The organism is Paenibacillus sp. LC231, assembly GCF_001860525.1.
Taxonomy (GTDB): domain Bacteria; phylum Bacillota; class Bacilli; order Paenibacillales; family Paenibacillaceae; genus Paenibacillus_AQ.
Map to the genome: position 1 here is coordinate 78,273 of NZ_JFOM01000056.1, position 24,894 is coordinate 103,166.

General features: G+C 49.9%; 21 protein-coding genes. 19 read left to right on the top strand and 2 right to left on the bottom strand.

The features are described from left to right. Window positions 1-7 precede the first annotated feature (7 nt). From gshAB to arsC, 4 genes are all read left to right on the top strand, one after another. Window positions 8-2,338 carry a bifunctional glutamate--cysteine ligase GshA/glutathione synthetase GshB gene (gshAB, locus tag AK95_RS30770; RefSeq protein WP_071223718.1) on the top strand — a complete coding sequence of 777 codons (2,331 nt, stop codon included), beginning with the start codon at window positions 8-10 and terminating at the stop codon, window positions 2,336-2,338. Window positions 2,339-2,550: 212 nt separating this feature from the next. Beyond that, window positions 2,551-2,865, top strand: coding sequence for an ArsR/SmtB family transcription factor (locus AK95_RS30775; protein ID WP_201259458.1), 315 nt, complete (start codon window positions 2,551-2,553; stop codon window positions 2,863-2,865). Window positions 2,866-3,003: 138 nt separating this feature from the next. Continuing rightward, window positions 3,004-4,299, top strand: a complete 1,296-nt coding sequence (locus AK95_RS30780) for an arsenic transporter (RefSeq protein ID WP_071223720.1) — start codon at window positions 3,004-3,006, stop codon at window positions 4,297-4,299. A gap of 27 nt (window positions 4,300-4,326) precedes the next feature. Beyond that, window positions 4,327-4,746 (top strand): arsenate reductase (thioredoxin), encoded by a 420-nt coding sequence (gene arsC, locus AK95_RS30785; RefSeq protein ID WP_071223721.1) that lies wholly within the window; start codon window positions 4,327-4,329, stop codon window positions 4,744-4,746. A 61-nt stretch (window positions 4,747-4,807) separates the two neighbouring features. Here arsC and pdxR read toward each other — a convergent pair whose 3' ends face one another. Next, on the bottom strand, window positions 4,808-6,244 hold the full coding sequence (pdxR, locus tag AK95_RS30790; protein ID WP_071223722.1) for a MocR-like pyridoxine biosynthesis transcription factor PdxR: 1,437 nt from the start codon (window positions 6,242-6,244) through the stop codon (window positions 4,808-4,810). Between the two features lie 260 nt (window positions 6,245-6,504). Between pdxR and AK95_RS30795 the strand changes: the two genes are divergently transcribed. From AK95_RS30795 to AK95_RS30870, 15 genes are all read left to right on the top strand, one after another. Further along, window positions 6,505-6,966, top strand: coding sequence for a hypothetical protein (locus tag AK95_RS30795; protein WP_071223723.1), 462 nt, complete (start codon window positions 6,505-6,507; stop codon window positions 6,964-6,966). 14 nt (window positions 6,967-6,980) lie between these two features. Continuing rightward, on the top strand, window positions 6,981-7,595 hold the full coding sequence (locus AK95_RS30800) for a DUF1349 domain-containing protein (protein ID WP_071223724.1): 615 nt from the start codon (window positions 6,981-6,983) through the stop codon (window positions 7,593-7,595). Between the two features lie 208 nt (window positions 7,596-7,803). Continuing rightward, a complete protein-coding gene (locus AK95_RS30805) occupies window positions 7,804-8,694 on the top strand; it encodes an alpha/beta hydrolase fold domain-containing protein (RefSeq protein ID WP_071223725.1) in 891 nt (296 codons plus the stop codon). Window positions 8,695-8,860: 166 nt separating this feature from the next. Then, window positions 8,861-9,082, top strand: a complete 222-nt coding sequence (locus tag AK95_RS30810; RefSeq protein WP_235613268.1) for a hypothetical protein — start codon at window positions 8,861-8,863, stop codon at window positions 9,080-9,082. Between the two features lie 431 nt (window positions 9,083-9,513). Beyond that, window positions 9,514-10,488: a Gfo/Idh/MocA family protein gene (locus AK95_RS30815; RefSeq protein ID WP_071223726.1), complete on the top strand. Its 975-nt coding sequence runs from the start codon at window positions 9,514-9,516 to the stop codon at window positions 10,486-10,488. Window positions 10,489-10,819: 331 nt separating this feature from the next. Next, window positions 10,820-14,494: a nitrate reductase subunit alpha gene (locus AK95_RS30825; protein ID WP_071223728.1), complete on the top strand. Its 3,675-nt coding sequence runs from the start codon at window positions 10,820-10,822 to the stop codon at window positions 14,492-14,494. Continuing rightward, entirely contained in the window at window positions 14,484-16,019 is a 1,536-nt protein-coding gene (gene narH / locus AK95_RS30830) for a nitrate reductase subunit beta (RefSeq protein ID WP_071223729.1), read from the top strand. The genes AK95_RS30825 and narH overlap by 11 nt, the downstream gene beginning before the upstream one ends. Continuing rightward, window positions 16,012-16,590: a nitrate reductase molybdenum cofactor assembly chaperone gene (narJ, locus tag AK95_RS30835; protein ID WP_071223730.1), complete on the top strand. Its 579-nt coding sequence runs from the start codon at window positions 16,012-16,014 to the stop codon at window positions 16,588-16,590. The genes narH and narJ overlap by 8 nt, the downstream gene beginning before the upstream one ends. After that, the gene (gene narI / locus AK95_RS30840) at window positions 16,577-17,269 is read left to right on the top strand and encodes a respiratory nitrate reductase subunit gamma (protein WP_071223731.1); all 693 of its coding nucleotides are present in this window, start codon (window positions 16,577-16,579) and stop codon (window positions 17,267-17,269) included. Before narJ ends, narI begins: the two co-directional genes overlap by 14 nt. A 51-nt stretch (window positions 17,270-17,320) precedes the next feature. Beyond that, the gene (locus AK95_RS30845) at window positions 17,321-17,785 is read left to right on the top strand and encodes a GAF domain-containing protein (RefSeq protein WP_071223732.1); all 465 of its coding nucleotides are present in this window, start codon (window positions 17,321-17,323) and stop codon (window positions 17,783-17,785) included. Further along, window positions 17,782-18,864 carry a sensor histidine kinase gene (locus tag AK95_RS30850; RefSeq protein WP_083397778.1) on the top strand — a complete coding sequence of 361 codons (1,083 nt, stop codon included), beginning with the start codon at window positions 17,782-17,784 and terminating at the stop codon, window positions 18,862-18,864. Before AK95_RS30845 ends, AK95_RS30850 begins: the two co-directional genes overlap by 4 nt. Further along, a complete protein-coding gene (locus tag AK95_RS30855; RefSeq protein WP_071223733.1) occupies window positions 18,861-19,508 on the top strand; it encodes a response regulator transcription factor in 648 nt (215 codons plus the stop codon). Before AK95_RS30850 ends, AK95_RS30855 begins: the two co-directional genes overlap by 4 nt. 166 nt (window positions 19,509-19,674) lie before the next feature. Next, complete coding sequence (locus tag AK95_RS30860; RefSeq protein ID WP_071223961.1) at window positions 19,675-21,189, top strand: nitrate/nitrite transporter; 1,515 nt, start codon at window positions 19,675-19,677, stop codon at window positions 21,187-21,189. 51 nt (window positions 21,190-21,240) lie between these two features. Then, a complete protein-coding gene (locus AK95_RS30865) occupies window positions 21,241-21,966 on the top strand; it encodes a YwiC-like family protein (RefSeq protein WP_071223734.1) in 726 nt (241 codons plus the stop codon). Between the two features lie 78 nt (window positions 21,967-22,044). Then, window positions 22,045-22,281, top strand: coding sequence for a DUF6953 family protein (locus AK95_RS30870; RefSeq protein ID WP_041621962.1), 237 nt, complete (start codon window positions 22,045-22,047; stop codon window positions 22,279-22,281). A gap of 111 nt (window positions 22,282-22,392) precedes the next feature. Here AK95_RS30870 and AK95_RS30875 read toward each other — a convergent pair whose 3' ends face one another. Next, window positions 22,393-24,882, bottom strand: coding sequence for a glycoside hydrolase family 38 N-terminal domain-containing protein (locus AK95_RS30875; protein ID WP_071223735.1), 2,490 nt, complete (start codon window positions 24,880-24,882; stop codon window positions 22,393-22,395). Between the last annotated feature and the right edge of the window lie 12 nt (window positions 24,883-24,894).

The following is a 24,894-nucleotide window of genomic DNA, read 5'->3' on the forward strand; positions in this document are numbered from 1 at the left end:
CATATACATGATGAATTTATTGAATCGTGAACTTATACAGGTTGTAATAGACCATACACTTCAAAAGGATCTACTTCGGGGTCATTTCGGTTTAGAAAAAGAAAATGTACGGGTCGATCAAGATGGAAAACTTGCATTGACACCCCATCCAGAAGCCTTTGGGAATAAGACGGATAACCCTTATATTCAAACTGATTTTTCAGAGAGTCAAATCGAGCTAATAACCCCCGCGTTTGAGTCGATTGAAGAGACTTATCATTTCATGGAAGCCTTGCAAGACATTGTTTCTGTGGAATTAGAAGGGGAATATTTGTGGCCAAGCAGCAATCCTCCTATGCTGCCCGAAGAGAAAGAAATTCCTATTGCCAACATGAGCGATCCCATTGCGGACGATTATCGAAGTGAACTGGCGGATAAGTATGGTCGTAAAAGACAGTTGTTAAGCGGAATTCATTATAATTTCTCGTTTGATGAGAAATTTCTTACAAAACTATATAATACCCAGGTGCTGCACAAAGACTTTAAGGAGTTCAAAGATGCAATTTACTTTAAAGTAGCCCGTAACTTGATGAGGTACCGTTGGCTGCTTATTTATTTAACAGGGGCAAGTCCTGTTTTTGACAATACCTATATTGAGCAATGTGTTAAATTAGCGAATACCCATGACAATAAAAGTTATTATTTTCCGATCATGAACTCACTTCGGAATAGTATGTGCGGCTATCGGAATGAAAAATCGTATTATGTTTCTTTTAATTCGGCCAAAGAGTACGTTCATGACTTAAACAGGCTGATTCAACAGAATGAATTACTGAGCGTAAAGGAATTTTACAGCCCCGTTCGCTTAAAAACCGCTAAGGGGATCAACCCCTGCCAGGAGCTTGTGGAAGATGGGGTAGCATACTTAGAGCTTCGATTTATGGATATCAATCCACTTCACAAGATTGGAATAAGTAAAGAAATCATGCACTTTATACATTTGTTTATTCTCTTTATGCTGCTTAAAGTAGATGAATCCTTCCATGAGGAAGATCAAAGGATAGCTGAAGAAAACCAAGATCAGGTGATTATGGAAGGTATTAAAGGTTATTTAAACGAGCCGGAGTATAGTCAGTTCACGATGGAGGAAATGGCACTTGCTGTTATCGATGAAATGAAGGATATGGTGCAGCTTTTGTTTCCTAAAAATGAGGATTTTCAGCACATTCTGGACGATGAAAAGCAAAAGATTCTTCATACGGAGCTGAATGTTGCATCCAGGGTGAAGTCTGACATTCAAAAATCATCCTATCTGACATACCATTTGGAAAAGGCGAAAAAATATGCCCAGGACAGTATGCAAAACGGATACCGTTTTGCAGGGTATGAGGATCTCGAATTATCAACCCAACTGCTCTTAAAGGCAGCGGTTAAACGCGGCATACGCTTTACGTGGATGGATCGGGACGAGAATTTTGTATTACTTTCAAAAGGTAATCATCAAGAGTATGTGAAGCAAGCTACGAAAACTTCATTGGACTCCTATAGTACGGTGTTAATGATGGAAAATAAGGTGGTTACGAAAAAAGTTCTCAAACAACATGGAATTCGTGTACCGTCAGGAGAAGCATTTCAGAGCTTGGATGAAGCAATGTCCACCTATGAAACCTATCGCGGTAATCCCATAGTGATAAAGCCCAAATCAACCAATTTTGGGTTGGGCATTACGATCTTCAATCAAGATTATTCGAGAGAGGATATGGAAAAAGCGTTTGAAATCGCATTTACTCACGATCAAACGGTTCTTCTTGAGGAATTTATGACAGGAAAAGAATATCGCTTTCTGGTCATGGGTGATCAAGTTGTAGGGGTCCTGCATCGTGTTCCTGCAAATGTCGTCGGTGACGGTGTTCACACGATCGAACAGCTTGTTCATGAGAAGAATAAAGACCCACTTCGAGGTAAAGGGTATAAGACTCCCCTTGAGAAAATTCAGTTAGGGGAAGCAGAAGCGATGTTTTTGAAAAATCATGCTATGAGTTGGAACGATATTCCCCAACAAGGGGAGGTTATCTATCTAAGAGAAAATTCGAACATTAGCACGGGTGGAGACAGTATCGATTTTACGGATGAAATGCCAAATAGCTATAAGGAACTTGCCGTTCAATCAGCTAAAGCTGCAGGAGCGGTCCTATGTGGTGTGGATATGATGATTGATTCTTTAGAGGAAGAAGCCACCGATACCAATTACAGCATTATTGAAATCAACTTCAATCCAGCGATCCATATCCACTGTTATCCTTACATCGGAAAAAATAGAAAGGCAGATGAAAAAATTCTGGATTTATTGTTTGGTTAGTTTCGATTAGGGCGATGTAAGTTGATTCCATCGGGAAATGTGTCGCAGGAAACCAGGATGCACGCTGGTGTTTTTGAATGAGAAATTATTGGGAGTTGAGTTTACACACTTGAAATCAAGTGCGCTTTCGATTAGTATATAAGCATTAAGTTATATGGTTATGCTTCTGTCGAAGTGATCTATCAAGAAAGGAGTGAGCCTTATTGGAGCAAATGTACGAAATGGCCGAGAAACTCAAATTGCTTGGAGATAAAACTAGGCTTACCATGTTGACGCTCCTTAAGGAAAGAGAATGGTGCGTTTGCGAGTTTGTCGATATTTTTGATATGTCGCAGCCTGCTATCAGCCAGCACCTAAGAAAGCTTAAGTCTCAAGGGATCGTGACTGAAGCCAGACGAGGCCAATGGGTTTATTATTCACTGCATGTTGCGGATAAGCCATATATCCAAGCGGTGTTGAATGAGATGCCAAGCTCTCAAGAAATACTGTCATCCTTAAATAGGGAAATTAAGTGTGCTTGTGATTAATCATGCTAATAGGGATATTTAGCATAAAATTGAGGGATGTAAACGATTATCTCTGCTCATCATATAAGAATATAGTTATATATTGATTCTTGAAAAAACATTTATTCTAGTTCAGTGTGTAATTGGAGGGTTTGAACATTGGTTTCTGTTGTTCTGTCTAGCATCATTTTTCTGGTCACATTAGTTTTTGTCATTTGGCAGCCTAAAAATCTATCCATTGGATGGTCGGCATGCGGGGGGGCAGTATCGGCACTGCTCGTTGGAGTAGTCGACTTTCAGGATGTATGGGATGTCACTCAGATCGTATGGAATGCAACGCTCGCCTTTGTCGCGATTATTATCATTTCATTGATCTTGGATAAGATCGGTTTATTCGAGTGGGCTGCCTTACATATGGCGAATGCTGCTCGAGGAAACGGGATCCGGATGTTTGTATACGTATCCGTTCTTGGAGCTGTTGTCGCCGCTTTTTTCGCAAACGACGGTGCGGCTCTGATCTTAACTCCGATTGTGCTGGCTATGGTCCGAGCGCTGAATTTCGACGAAAAGAAGGTATTCCCCTTTATCATCGCAAGCGGCTTTATTGCGGACACGACCTCTCTTCCGCTTGTGGTCAGCAACCTGGTGAATATCGTATCGGCCGATTTCTTCGGAATTACGTTTACCGAATATGCGAGTCGTATGTTGGTTCCCAATCTGTTCTCTTTAGCAGCGAGTGTCCTGGTGCTGTATCTGTTTTTCCGCAAAAGCATTCCACGAAAGTTTGACGACACCCAGCTTAAGCATCCATCAACGGCAATTCAAGACCCTGCCATGTTCCGTTTATCCTGGATCGTGTTGAGTGTGCTCCTTATCGGTTACTTTGTGTGTGAATTTGTTGGTATTCCGGTATCGATCGTAGCTGGCGTGATTGCGATTTTCTTCCTCCTGATGGCAAGAAAAAGTCCGGCTGTGCAAACAAAGGAAGTACTCCAAGGTGCTCCTTGGGCCATCGTGTTTTTCTCCATCGGCATGTATGTGGTCGTATATAGCTTACGTAACGCGGGTCTTACGGATCTTCTGGCCAGTGTCATTCAGAGCATAGCGGACCAGGGACTGTTTGCGGCAACGATGGGGATGGGATTTATCGCTGCGATAATTTCCTCCATCATGAACAATATGCCAACGGTGATGATTGATGCACTCGCCATCGATGCGACAAACACGTCGGCTGCTATCAAAGAGGCATTAATTTATGCGAATGTTATTGGCGCCGATTTAGGTCCCAAAATCACGCCGATCGGTTCGCTGGCTACCCTTCTGTGGCTGCATGTCCTTTCGACCAAAGGCGTGAAGATCAGCTGGGGAACCTACTTTAAGACAGGGATCATATTAACCATCCCAACGTTATTTATAACCCTCCTAGGTTTATATATCTGGTTGACCATACTTTAATTCAAACGATAGGGGAGAGACACAAATATGGAAAAAAAGACACTTTATTTCTTGTGCACAGGCAACTCTTGCCGCAGCCAAATGGCGGAGGGATGGGCCAAGCAGCATCTGGGTGATGATTGGAATGTATACAGCGCCGGCATTGAAGCACACGGCCTGAACCCTAATGCTGTGAAAGCGATGAATGAGGTAGGTATTGATATTTCGAAACAAACGTCCGATGTCATTGATCCGGCATTGCTAAATCAAGCCGACCTAGTGGTCACCTTATGCGGTGATGCTGCCGATCGTTGTCCAGTGACACCTCCGCATGTTCGCCGCGAGCATTGGGGATTTGACGATCCTGCCAAGGCACAGGGCACCGATGAAGAAAAATGGGCTGTTTTTCAGCGTGTTCGCGATCAAATCGGCGAGCGTATTCAAACATTCGCTGAAACCGGCGAGTAATATAACAGGATTTTGAGCCGGGAGCTTTCCCGGCTTTTTTCCATGAAGGCTCTTTGAAGGCCTATTGAATCACGGAGCGCAGAGCTTGAGCGAACTTGGATATTCCGAATGGGATATCCTCAGCTCTGGCACGGCCGTATGTGAATCGCACATATCCGGAAGCTGAACCGTACACGCTTCCCGGCGCGAAAATAACGCCATTGTGAATGGAGGTTTCCAGCAGCTTGCTGTCATTCACTTCCGGTACGATTTTGCACCAGAGATGCAAGCCGCCCTCCGGTACATGAAAATGAACCAGGCCTTGCAGTTCTTTCTGAAGGGCCTCTATCAGTAAATCCCGCTTATATAGCAGGCTCGCTCTCAGCCTGTCCAGGTGGGGAGCAAAATAGGATGAGTTGAGAAAGTGACCGGCCAGGCTTTGGGGCACCACGCTCAGTCCGAAATCCATTTGCTGCCTGGCGTCTGCGAGCCGCTCCACAACCGTGTTCGGGGCAACCATCCAGCCTACTCGGAGGCCGGATGCAGCTATTTTCGAAAGTGACCCGATGTACAGCACCGACCCGACGGAATCGACGGATTTCAAAGGGGCAGGCGGCGGACATTCGTAGGCGGTTAAACTGTAGGGGTCATCCTCCACGATGGGGAGCCCGAGTTCACTTGCAACATCAAGCAGCTGCGACCTTCGTTCTTGGGCCATCACGGTGCCTGTCGGGTTCTGATAATTCGGATTAATGAAGATCATCTTAATCCGGTGTTTCTTGTACAGAGAGCGAAGGTCCTCCGGCTGTACCCCTCGTTCATCAACAGGGAGCCTGAACAATCGAAGTCCCGCGGATTGAAACATAGGCAGGGAGTAGCAATACGACGGGTCCTCAATAGCCACTGCATCACCAGGTGACAACAAGCACTGCGTGATGAGATACAGCGATTGCTGAGATCCTGACGTGATCAATATGGACGATTCGGTTGTATGGATTCCACGATACTTTTTTAGATATGTAACCAACGCTTCTCGGAGTGGACCATATCCTTGCGGATTATCATAACCGAGATAGGACGTGTTCGGTTTTTGACTCATCAATGTATTCATTTCTTTGATCGGCGCCAAATCGCCCGCAAGCTCTCCGCTGGCAAAATCAATCAAAGAGGGATCATGCGTCAACGCTTCCCGAATTCGACGGAGAAAAGGGAGGTTAGGCAGGAAGTTCCCTCCCTCCGCATAGCGGTGCCAGTTCGGCGTATGCTTGGGCGTGGCTCCCCATTTGGAGTTGCTGACCCGTGTTCCGCTTCCGGAACGGCTCTCTATAATTCCAAGCGCCCGAAGCTCCGAGTATGCCAGAACCACGGTACTTCGATTAACCCCTAACAACTCTGCGAGTTTTCGTTCGGATGGGAGTAAGCTGTCTGGTGGAAACTCACCATAAGATATTCTTTGCTCCAGATTATCAGCGATTTGCTGATATAGAGGTTGTGTGCTGTTACGATCCGGCTTCCACATCTTCCTCATCCTTTCGCGACATATTCAGGAAGTTCCTGTCCGTAATCTTAATCATAGCATTATGTACAAATTAAGGGTTTTCATAATTTCATCATTACGATGACAATCTTGTCCGCGCTTGAAGCGAGTGACACTTCATCGGGAAACCCGTTAAAAAAGTATCCTAAGCCGGACTTATCGTCCAGCTTATTTGACTTCAAGCGAAATGAGACTACACTTAAAAGTAGCAGAATGCTGCCATGCGAGCGAGGGGGACGTATATGAACCAGGAACGAAACGATTCCAGCGGTGAGCTGCTCCTAAGCACACATACCCCGGAACAGTGGAGGCGGAGAAGACAGGAGCTAAACGAATGGATCAGCAGACCCAAGGTGCGTCAACAGCCTAAACGGACCCGGTTATTCGGTAATGCCCCTGTCGATGAGCAGTTATATCCGATATTGATCCTGCTGCAGCAAGCGGGATTGGTAACCGAGTTTTCCTGCGCCGGTGTAAGCCCTCTAGATGAACCCGTTGATCATTCCCTTTACGCCTACCTTACTTTTTTCTCGAACGGGCCTGCAGAGCGGTTCGCTGACATTCTTCTGGGGAACATGAGGCATCGCGCGCTGATTACCTATGAGCCTGCCCGTAACCGCTATGACGTGTCGTCGTTTTTTATCGGACATAACCGTTCCTTCTGCCTGCTTCTGCAGCACAGTGCGGATCAGTTACTAATATAAGGAGTCGTGGTCGAATGACGAGAAGAATCATGGATTGGGATTCAGGCGAATGGACAACCAAACCGGTATCCGTTACAAAGGAAGGGTTGCATCTGAAGGTAGAGTCGAGAGAAGGCAGTGACTATTGGGAGAAAACCTTGTACGGTTTTCAACGCGACAGCGGGCATTCACTGCTTACCTTATGGGATCAGGATGCGGCCATGGAGGTCACTTTTGAATTGGATTCCTTTACAGAACTTTACGATCAGGCTGGGATTATGCTTATGAACGCTCCGGGACAGTGGATCAAAGCAGGGATCGAGATTAATGACGGAATCCCGCAGCTTGCCACGGTCGTCACAGATGGATATTCGGATTGGTCGCTCGCGCCGGTGCCGGAGTGGGTTGGCGAGCGTGTCACGATCCGTGCCTCGAGGCTGAATGATGCAGTTATCATCAGGGCAAGAACCGGCAAGCATCCTTGGCGAACCGTTCGTGTTGCCCCATTCCCCGCCGGGACTGAAAGTCAGGCCGGACCTTTTGTTTGCTCGCCGACCCGTACCGGACTGAACGTAACATTCACGCATTGGGTGAGGACTGAACCGGATAGCGACATTCATGTAGACCCGCCTATTGAAGCTGAAGTGTAGGAACATGTGCGGGTTTTGGTCAGATCAAGGAGCTGGAATAGCGATAAAGAGACTTCACCTGTATGTCGTGACAGAGTGAGGTCTCTTTTATATGCCGGCCTCTGTATCAATTGCCACAGCGCCCACGGCGCGCGCGGTGATATATTGAAGCTGTGACCTACTTAACCTGTCATGTATTGATAACGTCCAGCAAAGGGGATTAAACCATATGCCGAGTAAAGAAAGCATGGCTATAAAAGAGCTGCTGACCGCTGAGGGATTTAATCTAAAATGGGAGAATGCCGGAACGATTCAGCAATATATCGAAGCACTGCCTTCTTATCCTGCACTTTCACAGGAACAGGAGGGGTTTGAAACCCGCTGTTTCCAGAGTGAATCCGGAATGAGTATGAATTATTATGTATCGCATGGTGCGTTGGAACAGGGAACCGTCATATATTTGCACGGCGGAGCTTATATCGAGGAGATCCTTCCGCCCCATTTCGCTTTTGCCAAACAGTGGACGAAGCGGACCGGATTTACCGTAATCACACCCAATTATCCTACGGTCCCAGCTATTGATGCGAAGAAGCTGACGGGGCTGATGCGCGAATTTTACAAGTACGTCTTCGCTTTGGTTAAGAGTCCGGTATTTCTAATGGGCGATTCGGCCGGCGGTGCGCTGGCGCTCGATATGGCCCAATCGGTCAAAGAATCGCCACTTACGCCAAAAGGATTAATTCTGCTCTCGCCTTGGGCGGATGCAGCCACGGACAATCCGCTGATTGCCGGTCTTAATATACCGCGCCGTGACATCTTTCTGCAGCCGGCCGGGCTGGGCGAGGTAGGAAGGATGTATGGGGGAAGCCTTCTCCTGGACGACCCAGCAGTAAGTCCATTGTTTGGCGAGATGAGAGGCCTGCCCCGTACGGTCATTCTCGTCGGAACCGATGATTGCCTTCTGCCGGACGCCCGTCGGCTGCAGGACAAAATGGTCCGTGAAGGTGTTGATACCGAATACTGGGAATACGAGAATATGATGCATGTGTGGCCCCTGTTCCCTATGCCTGAAGCCGAAGACGCATTGGAACGGATGTTTCAATGGGTTGCGTCGAATTGAGGGAGAATAGTGGATGGTGACTGACCATCCAATTGGATGGTCACAACTGCCGTGCAATTGGATGGTGTGCATTAGCCGATTGTTCATTATAATGAGGCAGAAATGACCATTTCATGGTGAAATAGATTGATCCTGAAGCCTCAGCTTCTATAATAGAATGTATATAATGAATATCGAATGGGGTTGTTTGTGGTTGGTTATGTATATTATCGTCATCGCACTGGCATTAATTGGAGGAGTTTCGACGCTTCTTGTAGGTTTATCCCAGGAGAATAAGAAGGCAAATCCGAATTACGAGCGGAAAACGAGGACCAACCTCACGAAGCTGCTCATCATTTATGTGGTATCATTGATTGCATTTATTGTAATATGGATGATCTTTAAATAACTGAACAGGTTGTTTCCAGTACTATGTACGGGAAGCAGCCTTTTTTATTAGGGCAAAGGCCCAGGCGGATGTCCAATGGTCGCGATCGAATACGGTCATCACGGCGAAGGCGAATTTTAAATCAGCGGAAACGGAGATTTCCGGGTTCCATACCCGCACACATGATCCTGATCTTTCAGCGCCGGTCGCAGACATCCTCTATTATAGAGTTGAATCAAGAAGCAAGGGGTGAAGAAGTTGGAGCCTATGTGTTATTCATGATTATCATTGGAACTCAGGGCCATTTGATGTAATCTGGAGACATCAGCTCCACGGAGATCGTCACAAAGCCTACATCCCTGAGGCTGGTTGTAATTGCTGCAGGATTTATGTATCAATGGCGGAGAAGAAAGCCATAGCGTCTCTAATCGAAGGGGAGGTCATAGGATTACATGACACTACGAATTGGAATCATTGGCACAGGCTGGTTTAGCAAGGTCCACGCAGATATTTTATCCAACATGGACGGAGTGGACGTAACGGCTTTTGTCGGGACAAGTTTGGAGAAAGCGGCACAAGCGGTTCGAGGCTATGCTGCGGCCAAGGCTTATGGCAACGTTGAGCAAATGCTGGATGAAACCAAGCCCGATGCGGTTTACATCTGCGTTCCGCCGTTTGCGCATGGCGAGATCGAATTACAGCTCGTGCAGAGGGGCATTCCTTTTCTGGTTGAGAAGCCGCTGGGTACTAACCTTGATACGCCAAGGCAGATTCTGCATGAGGTGAAGAAGGCCGGTTTGATTACGTCCGCCGGGTATCATTTCCGTTATTCGGATGCAGCCATCAAGGCTGCCGAGCTGCTGGAAGGCCGGAAGATCGGGATGGCGCTTGGCTACTGGATGGGGGACATGCCGCAGGTGGCCTGGTGGAGACAGCAGGAAGGCTCCGGGGGACAATTCATCGAGCAAACCACCCATATGGTTGATCTGCTTCGCTGCCTGCTGGGTGAAGCCGATGAAGTGTATGCGGCTTTTGCCCATAGAGCCATGCAGGACATTCATGAGGGAGTAACGGTACACGACGTGGGTACCGCGACGCTGAAATTAAGGAGCGGGGCGGTGGCAACGATATCCAATACCTGCCTGCTGCCGGAGTCGGATAAGGTTGGCCTGGATATCTATACGGAGCAGGGGGTCATCGGCATTCAATCCGATAAACTCATCGTCAAGGATAAAGGAAGAATGACGGAAATCCGCAATGCAGCTAATCCTTATCTTCGAGAGAATGAAGCTTTCATCCATGCGCTGCGCACAGGCGATGCTTCCAGAATCTTATCGACCTATGAGGATGCCGTCAAAACGATGGAAATTACCTATGCGGCTTTGCGATCAGCCGAAACGGGAGTACCGGTAAAGGTTGGGGAATGATCATCAACCCCTCACCGCGGTCTGTCTGAAAACGATCGACGTTTTTCTTATGTTCGTCAACCAGATTCATAATGATTGCCTTAGGGATGTCCCAAAAGATCTTGAGGTCTTATGGGACATCCCTTTTTATGTTCAAAAAGCGCTCCGTGCACGAATCGTTCCTTCGATGGGGTTGCCGGGCGACAAGCCATCAACAAGGGAATTCTCTTAGGAATATAGGTGTTTCCCTAATAGGAACCGGGGAAGAAGCCACCCATAATAAAGCTATACGAAGGACGGCACATTGATTCCCCAATCATTGTCATTCAAGCAGAAGGAGTTGAACTGTCCTATGAAACGAAAGTCGGGGCTGAAGTTCTTCAAGAGGATCGAAAGCTATTCTGACAATTGGTCCGTTCTGGAGGAGAAAAGCAGGGAATGGGAGGATATGTACCGCAAGCGCTGGTCGCATGACAAAGTGGTGCGGACGACGCATGGCGTGAACTGTACAGGTTCCTGCAGCTGGAAGGTTTTTGTGAAGAACGGGATCATCACTTGGGAAAACCAGCAGATTGATTATCCTTCCTGCGGGCCGGATATGCCGGAATTCGAACCGCGCGGATGCCCGCGCGGAGCTTCCTTTTCCTGGTATGAATACAGTCCGCTGCGAGTGAAATACCCTTATATGCGCGGCCGGCTATGGCATATGTGGAAAGAAGCCTTAAGCCAACACAGCGATCCGATCGCCGCTTGGGCCAGCATCGTCGAAGATCCGGAGAAATCGAAGTCCTATAAACAAGCACGGGGTAAAGGCGGTCATGTCCGTGTGTCCTGGCAGAAGGCCACGAAGCTGATCTCCGCGCAGCTCATTTATACGATCCGCAAATACGGGCCGGACCGCATTGCCGGTTTCACCCCGATTCCGGCCATGTCGATGATCAGTTATGCTTCAGGGGCCAGATTCATCTCTCTGCTCGGCGGCGAAATGCTCAGCTTCTATGACTGGTATGCGGACTTGCCGCCGGCATCTCCACAAATCTGGGGAGAGCAGACCGACGTGCCGGAATCCAGCGATTGGTACAATGCCGGTTACCTGATTATGTGGGGCTCGAACGTACCGTTAACGCGGACGCCGGATGCCCACTTCATGACGGAAGTGCGATATAAAGGCACCAAGGTTGTGTCGGTCGCGCCGGACTATGCCGAGAACGTCAAATTTGCCGATAACTGGCTGGCTCCGAATCCCGGAACGGATGCGGCCATTGCGCAGGCCATGACGCATGTCATTTTAAAAGAATTCTATCATGAGCGTCAGGAACCGATGTTCCTGAATTATGCGAAACAATATACGGATATGCCTTTCCTGATTCTATTGGATGAGTTTGAGGGGGGGTACAAGGCAGGACGCTTCCTGCGGGCAAGCGATCTGGGCGATATTACGCAGCATGCCGAGTGGAAGCCGGTGGTCATCGACGAGAACACCAATGAAATCACGGTTCCGAACGGAACGATGGGGCAGCGCTGGGAGCAGGATAAGAAATGGAACCTGATCCTGGAGCGCGAGGACGGCTCGGTTATTGCGCCGGCGCTGTCCGTGGAGTCTCAGGGTGGGGAATGGCAGACGATTTCCTTCCCGTTCTTTGACAACAACGCCAACGGTACCTTCAAACGCCTAATTCCGGCGAAGACCATTCAGCTGGCGGATGGAACGAAGCGTCTGGCGGCAACGGTATACGATCTGATGCTGAGCCAGTATGGAATAGGGCGGGCAGACAGCGAGCTCGATGCAGACGGATACAAGGATGCGGATTCCTTCTATACCCCGGCCTGGCAGGAAAAAATCACGGGTGTGAAACCATCGGTCGTCGTCCAGATTGCCCGGGAGTTTGCGCAGAATTCGTTGGAGACCGGGGGACGCTCGATGATCATCATGGGCGCCGGGATTAACCACTGGTTTAACAGTGACACGATCTACCGTTCCATTTTGAATCTGGTCATTCTAACGGCGTCTCAAGGCGTAAACGGTGGCGGCTGGGCGCATTACGTCGGCCAGGAGAAATGCCGCCCGATCGAGGGCTGGTCCACGGTCGCCTTCGCGAAAGATTGGCAGGGACCGCCGCGTCAGCAAAATGCGACCTCGTTCTTTTATTTTGCGACCGACCAATGGAAATACGAAGAACTGGGGGCCGATTCGCTGAAATCGCCAACGGGCGGGGAAATCCGTTACCAGCATCCGGCGGATTACAACGTGCTTGCCGCGAGACTTGGGTGGCTTCCATCTTACCCGCAGTTTAACAAAAACAGCTTGAAGTTTGCGGAGGAGGCAGCACAGCTGGGGAAAACCACCCATGAGGACATTGTGAAGCATACGCTTGCGCAAATCGTCTCTGGAGATACCAAGTTTGCGGCCGAAGATCCCGATGCGCCTGAAAACTTCCCAAGATCCTTGTTCGTATGGCGCTCGAATCTGATCTCAAGCTCGGCCAAGGGTCAGGAATATTTCATGAAGCATTTATTGGGCGCTTCGGACAGCCTGCTCTCGACGCCGAATGAAGAGGATAAGCCGGAAGAAATGGTGTGGCGCGAAGAAGTCGAAGGCAAGCTGGATCTGCTAGTTGCGCTGGACTTCCGGATGACATCAACGCCAATGTACGCAGATGTAGTCCTTCCTGCAGCGACCTGGTATGAAAAAACGGACTTGTCTTCAACCGATATGCATCCTTTCGTGCATCCGTTTAACCCGGCAGTAGATCCGCTCTGGGAATCACGGTCGGACTGGGATATATACAGAACGATTGCCGAGGTCTTCTCCGACATGGCAAAGACCCATCTTCCGGGAATATATAAGGACCTGGTCACCACTCCGCTCTCTCATGACTCCATAAGCGAGATCGCCCAGCCATACGGTGAGGTGAAGGATTGGCGCAAGGGTGAAATTGAGGCCGTACCTGGCAAAACAATGCCCAATCTGACGGTGGTTGAGCGGGACTATACGAAAATTCACGACAAATATATTACGCTCGGTCCGAACCTGGCTACAGGCAAAGTCGGAGCGCACGGCGTCAGCTTCTCGGTCGCCGAAGAGTATGAAGAGCTGAAGCGTTTGAACGGAACGTATTACGACGACACCATCAAAAACGGCCTGCCTAAACTTCATACGGCAAGAAATGCGGCGGACGCCATTTTGAATCTGTCTTCGGCCACGAATGGCAAGGTATCGCAGCGAGCCTGGGAATCCGCGGAGCAGGACACCGGCGTGCAGCTGAAAGACATTTCCGCGGACCGCGCTGCAGAGCGCATCACGTTCCAGAGCATTACGGCCCAGCCGCGGGAAGTCATTCCGACGCCGGTATTCAGCGGATCGAACAAAATGGGAAGACGATATTCCCCGTTCACGACGAATATTGAACGGCTCGTACCTTTCCGTACGCTGACCGGCAGACAGCATTTTTATATCGACCACGAAATTTTCCTGCAGTTCGGAGAGGCGCTGCCGGTGTATAAACCGACGCTTCCGCCAATGGTATTCGGACCGCGCGACAAGCAGATTACCGGGGGGAAGGATACACTCGTGCTCCGATATCTGACGCCGCATGGCAAATGGAACATTCACAGCACCTATCAGGATAATCTGCACATGCTGACGCTGTTCCGCGGAGGTCCGACGGTATGGATTAACAATGACGATGCGGCGGCAAACGATATCCAGGACAACGATTGGCTGGAAGTGTACAACCGCAACGGCGTTGTCACCGCCCGCGCCGTCGTCAGCCACCGGATGCCGAAAGGCACGATGTACATGTATCACGCGCAGGATAAACACATCAACGTGCCGGGCTCGGAGATTACGAAGGATCGCGGCGGCAGCCACAACGCGCCGACGAGAATCCATGTAAAGCCGACCCAGATGGTCGGGGGCTATGCCCAGCTCAGCTATGGTTTTAACTACTACGGACCGATCGGCAACCAGCGGGATGTGTACGTGGCTGTCCGCAAAATGAAAGAGGTGGATTGGCTTGAAGATTAAAGCGCAGGTCGCCATGGTCATGAATTTGGATAAATGCATCGGCTGCCATACGTGCAGCGTCACCTGCAAGAGCACCTGGACCAACCGTCCGGGCGCGGAATACATGTGGTTCAACAACGTGGAAACGAAGCCGGGCATAGGCTATCCGATCCGCTGGGAAGACCAGGAGAAATACAAGGGAGGCTGGACGCTGAAAAAAGGCAAGCTGCAGCTGAAATCCGGCAGCAAGCTGTCCAAAATCGCGCTCGGCAAAATTTTCTACAATCCGGATATGCCGGAAATGAAAGATTACTATGAGCCGTGGACGTATAACTATGAGCATCTGACGAATGCCGGGGAGAAGAAGCATCAGCCGGTGGCCCGTCCGAAATCGGCAGTAACCGGCGAGACGATGAATCTGGAATGGGGTCCGAACTGGGAAGACGACCTGGCGGGAGCCCATGTCACCGGCCCGAAGGATCCGAATATCGAAAAAATCGAGGAAGAGATTAAATTCAACTTCGAGCAGGCGTTCATGATGTATTTGCCCCGCCTGTGCGAGCATTGCTTGAACCCGAGCTGCGTAGCGTCCTGTCCTTCCGGTGCGATGTACAAGCGGGATGAAGACGGCATCGTCTTGGTGGATCAGGAAGCCTGCCGCGGCTGGCGGTACTGCATGACGGGCTGTCCATACAAAAAGGTGTATTTCAACTGGAAAACGAACAAGGCCGAGAAATGCACCTTCTGCTTCCCAAGAATTGAAGCCGGTCTGCCTACGGTATGCTCCGAAACCTGTACAGGACGTATCCGGTATTTGGGCGTGCTGCTGTACGATGCCGACAAGGTACAGGAGGCAGCTTCCACGCCGGATGAGAAGGATCTTTATCAGGCCCAGTGCGATCTGTTCCTGGATCCGCATGATCCGGCAGTGATCGAGCAGGCGCGGAAGGACGGATTAACCGAAGAATGGATCGAAGCTGCCCAAAATTCGCCTGTCTATAAACTAGCCATTGAATACAAGCTGGCCTTTCCGCTCCATCCGGAGTACCGGACGCTGCCGATGGTTTGGTACGTACCGCCGCTCAGTCCAATCATGAACTATTTTGAAGGCAGAGATTCGATCGAGAATCCGGACATGATTTTCCCGGCAATTGAGGAGATGCGCACACCGATTCAGTACCTCGCGAATCTGCTCACGGCAGGGGACACGGTGACGGTGAAGGATGCCCTGCAAAAAATGGCGATGATGCGTTCTTATATGCGCGCGCAATCGTCGGGGGCTGAGTTTGATGAGACACGGTTAGCACGGGTTGGCTTGACCGCCTACCAAATGAAGCAGATGTACCGTCTGCTTGCCATCGCGAAATACGATGACCGGTTTGTTGTCCCGACTTCGCATAAGGAAAGCCATATGGATGTTTACCGTTCGCAGGGTTCCGAAGGTTTTAGCGCAAGCTGCGGCGGTTGCGGACCGGAAGGACTGCAGGGCAAAACGGGCAAAGAGCTGTACGAAGAAAACTTCTACGGGGGGATCTGGCGTGATTAATCTCGGAAAGCTGCATGATTATAAACATGTTTTCGGTTTTTTCGCCCAGCAGCTCACGTACCCGGAAAAGCTGGATTTCCACCCGTCGGTTATGGAGGAGTCGCTTGACTCCTCTGACCCGGCCTATGAATCCGTCAGAACGTACTGGACGACCATGCATGAATACAGCATGGAAGAGATTGAAGAGCTGTACGTCCAGACGTTCGACTTTCAGTCGAAGTCCACATTGTATATGACCTTTTATAAATTTGAGGATGGCAGGGAACGTGGCCAGATGCTCGCCAAACTTAAAGAGACGTATGAAATGTTTGGTCTGGGCATCGCGGGCTCGGAACTATCGGATTATCTCCCGCTGATGTGCGAGTTTCTATATGCAGCGAATTGGCAGGGGCACGAGAAGGAAGCTGGAGAGAGCCTGGATTTGATGCTGGCTGTCATGGAGGACGGCACCTATCATCTGCTGAAAGCTTTGGAGAAATATAAGAGTCCGTATCTTTATCTCATTCAAGGCCTTCGCGAGACGTTCAAAGCATGTTTCAATCAGGAGGAGGCGGCTCATGAGCATGATTAATCAGTTTCTGTGGGTCATTTCCCCCTATATCTGCCTTGCCGTGTTTATTGTCGGTCATATTTACCGTTACCGTACAGACCAGTTTAACTGGACAGCAAAATCCAGCGAGTTTATCGAGAAGAAGCATCTCAAGCTGGGCAGTCTCATGTTTCATTTAGGCATCATTCCTGTTATCGGAGGGCATGTTGCAGGCTTAGCTATCCCTCAATCCTGGATGGAGTCACTGGGGATCAGCGACCATATGTATCATATCGGGGCGGTGTATATTGGAAGCGCATTTGGCTTTCTAACGCTGGGAGGCATGGTATTGTTAACCGCCAGGCGGTTCACCATTCGTAATGTCCGAAAACTCAGCACCGCTTCGGATATGCTGGTTAATGTCCTTCTGCTGTTTATCGTATTTATGGGGATGTACAGCACGCTGGTCACGAACGCGGTGCAGCCGGAATTCAATTATCGGGAAACGGTCTCCGTGTGGTTCCGTGGATTGTTTATGCTTCGTCCGGATGCTTCGTTGATGGTGAACGTGCCGCTGTCGTTTAAAATTCACATTCTGGCCGGATTCGGCATTTTTGGCTTATGGCCGTTTACCCGATTGGTGCATGTGTGGAGTGTTCCGTTGAATTATGTGGGGAGAAGATATATTCTGTATAGAAAGCACCGTAAATTTGAATCGTAGAGCGGAAGAAGGCTGTGTGGCCTTCTTTTCTACGTCAGAGGAGTAATGGAAATGAAGAATCAGCCGATCTTTAATTACCAAAGTGAAATGGATAAGCTTCGAGCCCGGTTTCAATTCGATTTCGTGTCCATGGCGTTGGTGCAGCCGGCTGAAGACCGATTTGTTTTGACCTGGCAGTATGCCTCGGGAAATATAAACGAGAGGTACAAGCGTATCGTTTTACATTCCGGCAAAGGCATCGCGGGCATGGTATTTAAGACCGGAAAACCGATGCTGATTCAAAACGTGAATGCCGATATTGAATCAAGGGACTTGTATAATTATCCGATAATCGTTGCAGAGCAGTTGAAAAGCCTTGGCGCAGTACCGCTGTGGGAAGGCTCTCGCGTCAGGGGAGTTTTGCTTGTGGGATATCGCAAGGAAAACGTGCTGGATTCAAGGTCCTTTGAGTCGTTTCAGGAAGGAATAGGAACGGAATTTGGTGCTTTTTATGCCAAGGAGGTATCACAGCCTTGATTCAGATGACGGATGAGCATTTAAGCGAATTGCTTAGAAGCATGTATCAGAATAGCATGGAGGCCATTTTTTTTATCGACGAAAAGGGCAGCGTGGTGGCTATGAATCCGGCTGCGGAGAACATCCTTGACATTGATGTGATTGAGAGGATGCAGTCCGGTGCGGATGGTTCCTTCTGCCAAACCTGCAAAGGCTATACCGATGAACAGGATCTCATAACCTGCTCCACATGCTATTTGGACTATCCGGATGGAGAGTTTTCATCGTTCCAGGTCTATCTTAAGACGCGCGGCGAAGGCATCGTTCCCTATGCGGCCAGTTACCATATCATCGATGAAGCCCGCGGCATCCGGGTGATGATGCTCCTTGACCTGACGAAGCAGCAGAAAACACAGGAAATGCTGCAGCGGACGAATATGCTGAAATATGTCATCAAGGCACAGGAGGACGAGCGTAAGCGGATATCCCGCGAACTCCATGATAGCGTGGCTCAAGAGCTGCTCAGCTCACTGGTCGACCTGCGTGTCGTTAAATATATGGATGTAGGCGAGGATGTGCTCAAGAAGCTGCATCAGACCGAGGTGTCTTTAACCAGGCTTCTGGATGACATCCGGCATTTATCCGTTGAACTCAGACCTGCTTCATTGGATGATTTGGGGCTTGAGGCTGCATTCCGCTCCCATTTTAAATGGATCGGGAAGAATTACGGAGTGCTTGTTGAGTTCTCTGCGGAGTTAGCGGCAGCCCGCTACGGCAGCGAGATTGAAACGGTTGTGTACCGGGTATGTCAGGAAGCGGTGCTGAATGCCATGAAATATTCAGGAACGGACGAGGTGCATGTACGATTATGCGAAGTGAATGGCTACCTTCAGCTAACCGTTCGTGACCGTGGAGTTGGGTTTAATATGGTCATTGATGAAGCCAAGGGAACCGGATTGGGGCTGTACGGGATGCGGGAACGCGCGGAGCTCGTCGGGGGTCAGTTTATTTTGCTGTCCGCTCCCGGTGAGGGTACGACGGTTCAGCTCAACGTTCCGCTTACGAATGGTGACGACAAGCCGGAGGTGATGGTTACGTGAAAATTGTGATTGCGGATGATCATGCCGTGGTCCGCAGCGGATTTTCCATGATTCTGAATTACCAGGAAGACATGGAGGTTGTCGCGACGGCGGCAGACGGTATGGAGGCTTACACCATGGTGGCGAAGCATCGGCCGAATGTGCTGTTGATGGATTTAAGCATGCCCCCCGGCGAAAGCGGGCTGATTGCGACCGGCAAGATCAGCAGCGAATTTCCGGAAACGAAAATTCTGATTCTAACCATGTATGATGATGACGATTACCTGTTTCATGTTTTAAAAAACGGGGCTTCAGGTTATGTGCTCAAAAATGCGCCGGATGATGAATTAATCTCCGCCATCCGCATGGTGCATAAGGGAGGGACCTATATTCATCCCCAGATGGCGACCTCCCTGGTTCGGGAGTTTATTAAGAAAGATAGTGAGAGCGCGGAGCAGGATCCGTTTAACAGCCTGTCCAAAAGGGAGATTGAGATCCTGCCTCTAATCGCCAAGGGCTATGGCAATAAGGAGATTGCGGAAAAACTGTTCGTATCGGTCAAGACGGTGGAGGCTCACAAGGCCAAAATTATGGAAAAGCTGAATTTGAAAAGCCGCCCGGAGTTAGTGGAATATGCGCTGAAGAAAAAATTGCTGGATTTTTAGTCTTACCTATACAACAGGGCGCAATAAAGGGTCATTGCTTAAAGGAATAGGGAAGTTCCCCGGAGAGATTCAGGGAACTTCCCTATTAGCATTGTGAATGGGTGCACGTACAATAGGAGCTGGGGATCAATATGCCATTCATTACGCTTTAGAAAAGGTGATGGAAATGATCAAAAAGGTGCAGCTTCCGCTGCAAACAATGAATCTGGTGCTTGGCTTTATGGTATGGGTCATCATCTCCGCGCTCTTGCCGTTTATTCGCGAGGATATCTCCATTACGGCCGACCGCCTCGCTATTCTGACGGCTATTCCGGTGGTGCTGGGTTCGGTCCTCCGGATTCCGCTTGGCTATTATGCCAATGTGGTGGGAGCACGAATTGTTTTTATCGCCAGCTTTATCCTGCTGCTGTTTCCGGTCTATTTTATCAGCTCGGCTACCTCCTTTACGCATTTGGTAATCGGCGGCTTGTTCCTTGGGATCGGGGGGGCCGTGTTCTCGGTCGGCGTGACCTCACTGCCTAAATATTATGCGAAAGAGAAGCTCGGACTCGTAAATGGGATATACGGGATGGGCAACATCGGCACCGCCATTACCACGTTTGCTGCACCGGTCATCGCGACTCAGATCGGATGGTCCAAAACCGTCCAGCTGTATTTGGTTCTGCTGCTGATCTTTGCCGTGCTAAATGTAATCTTAGGCGACCGTAAAGAAATTAAAGTAAAAACACCGATTATGGAACAGATCAAGGGTGTATATAAAAATGAAAAATTGTGGTTTTTCTCTCTTTTTTATTTTATTACATTCGGTTCGTTCGTAGCTTTTACGGTGTACTTGCCGAACTTTCTGGTTACCCATTTCGAGCTTGCGAAGGTGGATGCCGGGATGCGGACGGCAGGGTTCATTTTGGTAGCAACAATATTACGTCCTGTAGGCGGCTGGCTTGCAGATAAGTTTAAACCTTTGTTCTTGTTAATGGGCGTATTCATAGGGCTCACGGCTGCGGCCATCCTGTTGGCATTCTCTCCGTCCATTGGCTTGTATACGGCCGGCTGCTTAACCATTGCCGTTGGTGCCGGACTTGGAAACGGGGTTATTTTTAAACTCGTGCCCCTTTATTTCAACAAGCAGGCCGGCATTGTGAACGGTATCGTGTCCATGATGGGCGGTCTTGGCGGATTCTTCCCGCCGCTGATGCTTTCCTTTATCCATTCGGCGACAGGGCAGTATTCCATTGGATTCATGGCTTTATCGCAGGTAGCGCTTGCCAGTTTCGTTATTGTGGTATGGATGTACTATCAGGACAAACTCTCCGTACAATCCGAGGTGTTTAACTCCACCGGCCAGGGGATATTGGTCACGGATCGAAGCGGAAAGATCAATGCCGTCAATCCGGCATTCACGAAGTTAACCGGATATTCGGAGGAGGAAGTACTTGGCAAGAATCCGAGCGTGTTGAAATCCGGAAGACAAACACCGGCGTTTTATCAGGCGATGTGGTCTGAAATCATGGAACACGGAAGCTGGCAGGGGGAGATTTGGAACCGCAGGAAGAACGGGGAAGAGTACTTGGAGCTGCTAACGATTAACGCGGTAAAGGACGAATCAGGTGACATCGTTCAGTATGTGGGCACCTTCAGCGATATTACTTATCATCCGCCTGGCCGTTGTTCGAATGGCTGAAGATATGGATCGTACCGGGTATGAGTCTATGGATTGGAGAGGGAGAGACACATGAAAAAGACGAGGTTTGTCATACCCCGGGAGCATGGTGGCTGGGCTATGGTCAGCGTACCCTATATCATAGGAATGGCGGCCGCCAAGCCGGTGCTTCTGCACCTTCCGCTATTTTTGGCGTGGTTAGGTTTATATATGGCATCCTATCCGTTTCTGCAATCCTTAAAGAAAACATCCCAACGTAAAACATGGTTATCCTGGGGGATCGTTTATGCCCTTATCGCTATTGCGTTTCTCATTCCGGTGCTTGTCTTCAAACCGATGATGCTCTGGTTTGCACCTGTGCTGCTCATCCTGATCATGGTGAATGTTTGGCATGTCCTTCAGAAATCGGAGCGTGCGCTGTTAAATGATATTTGCGCGATTCTGCTGTTCTGTACCGGAGGTGCCGCTGCTTATATGCTGGGAGGCGGTGGTTTCGATCCGATCCTTGCCGCCGTCATTGGGTATAATTTCCTTTATTTTACGGGGACCGTGTTCTTTGTCAAATCGGTCTTCCGTGAACGCAAAAACAGACGCTGGACCGTATACGCAAAATTATATCATGCTGTGATGTTGGTTCTGCCGATTTTCTTCGGGAATCCATGGATGTGTCTGCCATTCCTATTTCCGTTCATTAAGACGTTACTGTATTCCGGAAAAATAATGAAACCGATGAAGGTCGGAATCATCGAGATTGTAGGTTCCGTCCAGTTTTTATTGCTGTCCATGATTTTGATGTAGTCTGCCGTTTTCATAAAAATCGATTCCATCGTCCATTCTGTTATAATAAGTGAAGGTATACAGAAGGGAACGATGTTAATGACATATACAGCGCAGCAGGTGGCCGAATGGATGGTGGAGGAAATCCGGTTTACGGGTAATTTGTATCAGACGGAGGCCATCCGCTATGTACGCGAGAACTTCGGGGAAGAATTTGTTTTCGTGAACGAAAACGGAAACGCCTCGCTGTCCAAAGACGTGAAGAAGGCATTCCGCAAACTGCATGGCGGACGGATTGCTTGGGATCGCGACGGATTCATGTGGGCGTGGACGTAGTTTTGTTGAGCAAAAAAATAATAAGGACAGAGAGACCGGCTTAAGCGCCATCCTCCCTTTCATAATGAGAACAGCTGCCTTGAAACCAGGGCAGCTGTTTTTCATCATGAATTATTTAATTCGGTGTACCGTGAATTGTCCGGTTGAAGCGTGCAGGGTCTTCGCAGCCTGCTCCGGGTCCAGCTGGCGATGCCGCTCTACCGCATAACGGAACTCATAGAAGCCGCCAAGCGTCGCTTTGAAGTTGGTTTCCCAGTAGTTGGTCAATATCCAGGCATACGTGGAAGGACGGCTGTCCGCCGGCTGCATGGTGTGGAGCTGACGAGGCGCGTGCTCCAGCGTTCCCAGCTGTACAAGCGGCGTGTCCGTCATGGACAGGGCCAGCGCTTCCCGGTCTATAGCCGAGTGCCAGAATATTCCCTCTTGCACGCTGGTGTAATCCAGGCAGCTTCCGGGAATTTGATCCTTCCAAGGGCGGAAATGACAACCGGCTTTTTCCACGTATAACTCGGCTTCAGTGCCCATGGAGAACGGCAAAGCCACATAGACATTTTCCGGCAGCCAGACGCTGTCCTTGTGGAAGCGGACGGACACCTCGACCCGGGGCTGGTTGGCAAACATCTTGATGTGGAGGGCATAGTAGCTTAGTCCCTTCACGTCGAACACCAGCTCGACCAGGGCAAATAGCGGTCCGTTGTCCAGCACGGTGACTCGGGTCAAGCGTCCGGTATCCCGCTGGACGTTCGTGCCCTTCCGGTTGCGTCCCATGCGGCGGCGGGTTGAGCATATTTCGGACGGATTATGCTCATCCTGTGCCGGCGTTACCTCGTAGATGGGGGTGAAAGGCGCGTGCTCGCGTGCGCCGTCCAGCAGGTCTGCTGAACGCGTCTTATCGATCCAGGCCGTGATGCCTTCGTTCATCTCCCATTCGATCCGGAAAGATTCGGATTCGATTGAACGCTTGCCCACCACAATCGGATAAGGAGTTATGGGCTGTGTCTGGATGTCGGCGATTCCTTCGCACGCAATCGGTTCGGTGTTGCGCGCAGTCACCATGTTCCCGGAGGCGGAGAGTGCTTCCGGTGTTTCGTGCGGATGGATGTACAAGATCCGGGACTCATCCTGCTCAAGCGAGAGCTGCGCGACAAGCGCCCCCGTGTGTGCCAATTGGTACGGCAGCGCCTGCCCGGTCGCTTCGTCGATGAGCTCGAACTTTTTCTTCAGGATCACGTGTTCCCAGCCATCCAGCGGAATGGCGACCTGCAGCGTCGCCGCGGCCGGTTCCGTATTGATCACCTCGTAGCGCAGGGGACGGTGGGGAGCGAGCAGCGCGCCTTGACGGGCCACGAGCGCTTTATCCAGCGCCCGGTAAGCCAGCTTGCTGGCTTCCGCCGCATAGGCCTGCTTCCGCACCTCGAGCATTTGCACCTGCGGATGCCATGGCTCATATACGGAGGAATGATAGCCCCATGTATGCTCGGCATACATGGTCAGCGCCTGTGACGTTTCCTCGACCTCGGCCAGGCTTGCCGCACCATGGACCGGATCTAGCCGCTTGACTTTGCGAAGCGTGCGCTGGGCATCCCGGTAAATCTGGGTATGCATTGCTGTTGAAGCGACCCCATCCGTCCACCAGTCCGGCCAATCCCCCCGGTGTACCGGAAGTGCGGACAGGTCCTCCTGTTTCAATGCCGCAAAAAATTCGGACAGCGTAGCCATCTTAATGGTGATTTGGTCGCCGTATTGTTCATTCCATTTCGTAATCCACTCCGCGATATCCGCATTCGGGGATGCATTGTCCGTGCCCAGACCGGAGACCATGACCGGAACGAAGGAATACGGATAGGACTCCTGCTCGAGATTCCATAAATACCGGTTAATCCGTAAAGCAGCGATCTCGTTATGAGGTTGTTCAGGCTCCATCAGGTTATGCTGAAGCTCGTCCTTGATGATATATTTGCCCAGTGCATCAGGGCAGAACCCGAGCTCGTTGCCAAACATATAATGTTCGCCGTTCCAGACAAGCAGCCTGCCGCCATTCGGACTTTCCCACCAGAACGGGGTTTGTTTGCGTCCCAGCGGATACATGCCGTGATGCGTATGGATGCAGGAAAACAGATGCTCGATGTTATTTTGCAGCAGGCTTTCGGCATACCCCCAGCTGTATCCGTTAATGTCGGCGGTCATGGCGCTGTCGATCCGATGTCCGAAGGACTCCGCGAACCTTTGCGCCTTGCCGTGATTCCGCAGAAGGAGGTCGAAATCCGGGAGCTCGGTCATATTGAGATAAGTTCCGGACAGTTCGATGTCGCCACGCTTTACCGCTTGTTGAAAAGCTGCTTTTTCTGCAGGAGTTGCTGCTTCGAGAAATTTCTCTACGGCCCAGAAGGTCTCACAAGTCCAGCGGAACGATTCCCATTCCGGGCGCTCCCCGCGTTGTGCGGCTTCCGTGATGTCTAGTGCCTGGCGGATAAAATCAACATGATACTGCTCGATTCTCTCTTGGCGTTCCGTGTAGCCGATATCCGTGTGGGAATGATGGATGACATAGATCGTCCAGGGACGGGCGGGTCGATGACCGCCTTGGGTGGATAGGTTCATTATTAGTGACCT

Bases quoted from the DNA above. Each gene is read 5' to 3' on its own strand.
- AK95_RS30815 (WP_071223726.1), top strand. From the start codon at position 9,514: ATGACACTACGAATTGGAATCATTGGCACAGGCTGGTTTAGCAAGGTC.
- AK95_RS30870 (WP_041621962.1), top strand. From the start codon at position 22,045: ATGACATATACAGCGCAGCAGGTGGCCGAATGGATGGTGGAGGAAATC.
- AK95_RS30795 (WP_071223723.1), top strand. From the start codon at position 6,505: ATGAACCAGGAACGAAACGATTCCAGCGGTGAGCTGCTCCTAAGCACA.
- narI (WP_071223731.1), top strand. From the start codon at position 16,577: ATGAGCATGATTAATCAGTTTCTGTGGGTCATTTCCCCCTATATCTGC.
- AK95_RS30860 (WP_071223961.1), top strand. From the start codon at position 19,675: ATGATCAAAAAGGTGCAGCTTCCGCTGCAAACAATGAATCTGGTGCTT.
- AK95_RS30805 (WP_071223725.1), top strand. From the start codon at position 7,804: ATGCCGAGTAAAGAAAGCATGGCTATAAAAGAGCTGCTGACCGCTGAG.
- AK95_RS30865 (WP_071223734.1), top strand. From the start codon at position 21,241: ATGAAAAAGACGAGGTTTGTCATACCCCGGGAGCATGGTGGCTGGGCT.
- AK95_RS30775 (WP_201259458.1), top strand. From the start codon at position 2,551: ATGTACGAAATGGCCGAGAAACTCAAATTGCTTGGAGATAAAACTAGG.
- AK95_RS30845 (WP_071223732.1), top strand. From the start codon at position 17,321: ATGAAGAATCAGCCGATCTTTAATTACCAAAGTGAAATGGATAAGCTT.
- AK95_RS30875 (WP_071223735.1), bottom strand. From the start codon at position 24,882: ATGAACCTATCCACCCAAGGCGGTCATCGACCCGCCCGTCCCTGGACG.
- AK95_RS30825 (WP_071223728.1), top strand. From the start codon at position 10,820: ATGAAACGAAAGTCGGGGCTGAAGTTCTTCAAGAGGATCGAAAGCTAT.
- AK95_RS30810 (WP_235613268.1), top strand. From the start codon at position 8,861: ATGAATATCGAATGGGGTTGTTTGTGGTTGGTTATGTATATTATCGTC.
- gshAB (WP_071223718.1), top strand. From the start codon at position 8: ATGATGAATTTATTGAATCGTGAACTTATACAGGTTGTAATAGACCAT.
- arsC (WP_071223721.1), top strand. From the start codon at position 4,327: ATGGAAAAAAAGACACTTTATTTCTTGTGCACAGGCAACTCTTGCCGC.
- AK95_RS30800 (WP_071223724.1), top strand. From the start codon at position 6,981: ATGACGAGAAGAATCATGGATTGGGATTCAGGCGAATGGACAACCAAA.
- pdxR (WP_071223722.1), bottom strand. From the start codon at position 6,244: ATGTGGAAGCCGGATCGTAACAGCACACAACCTCTATATCAGCAAATC.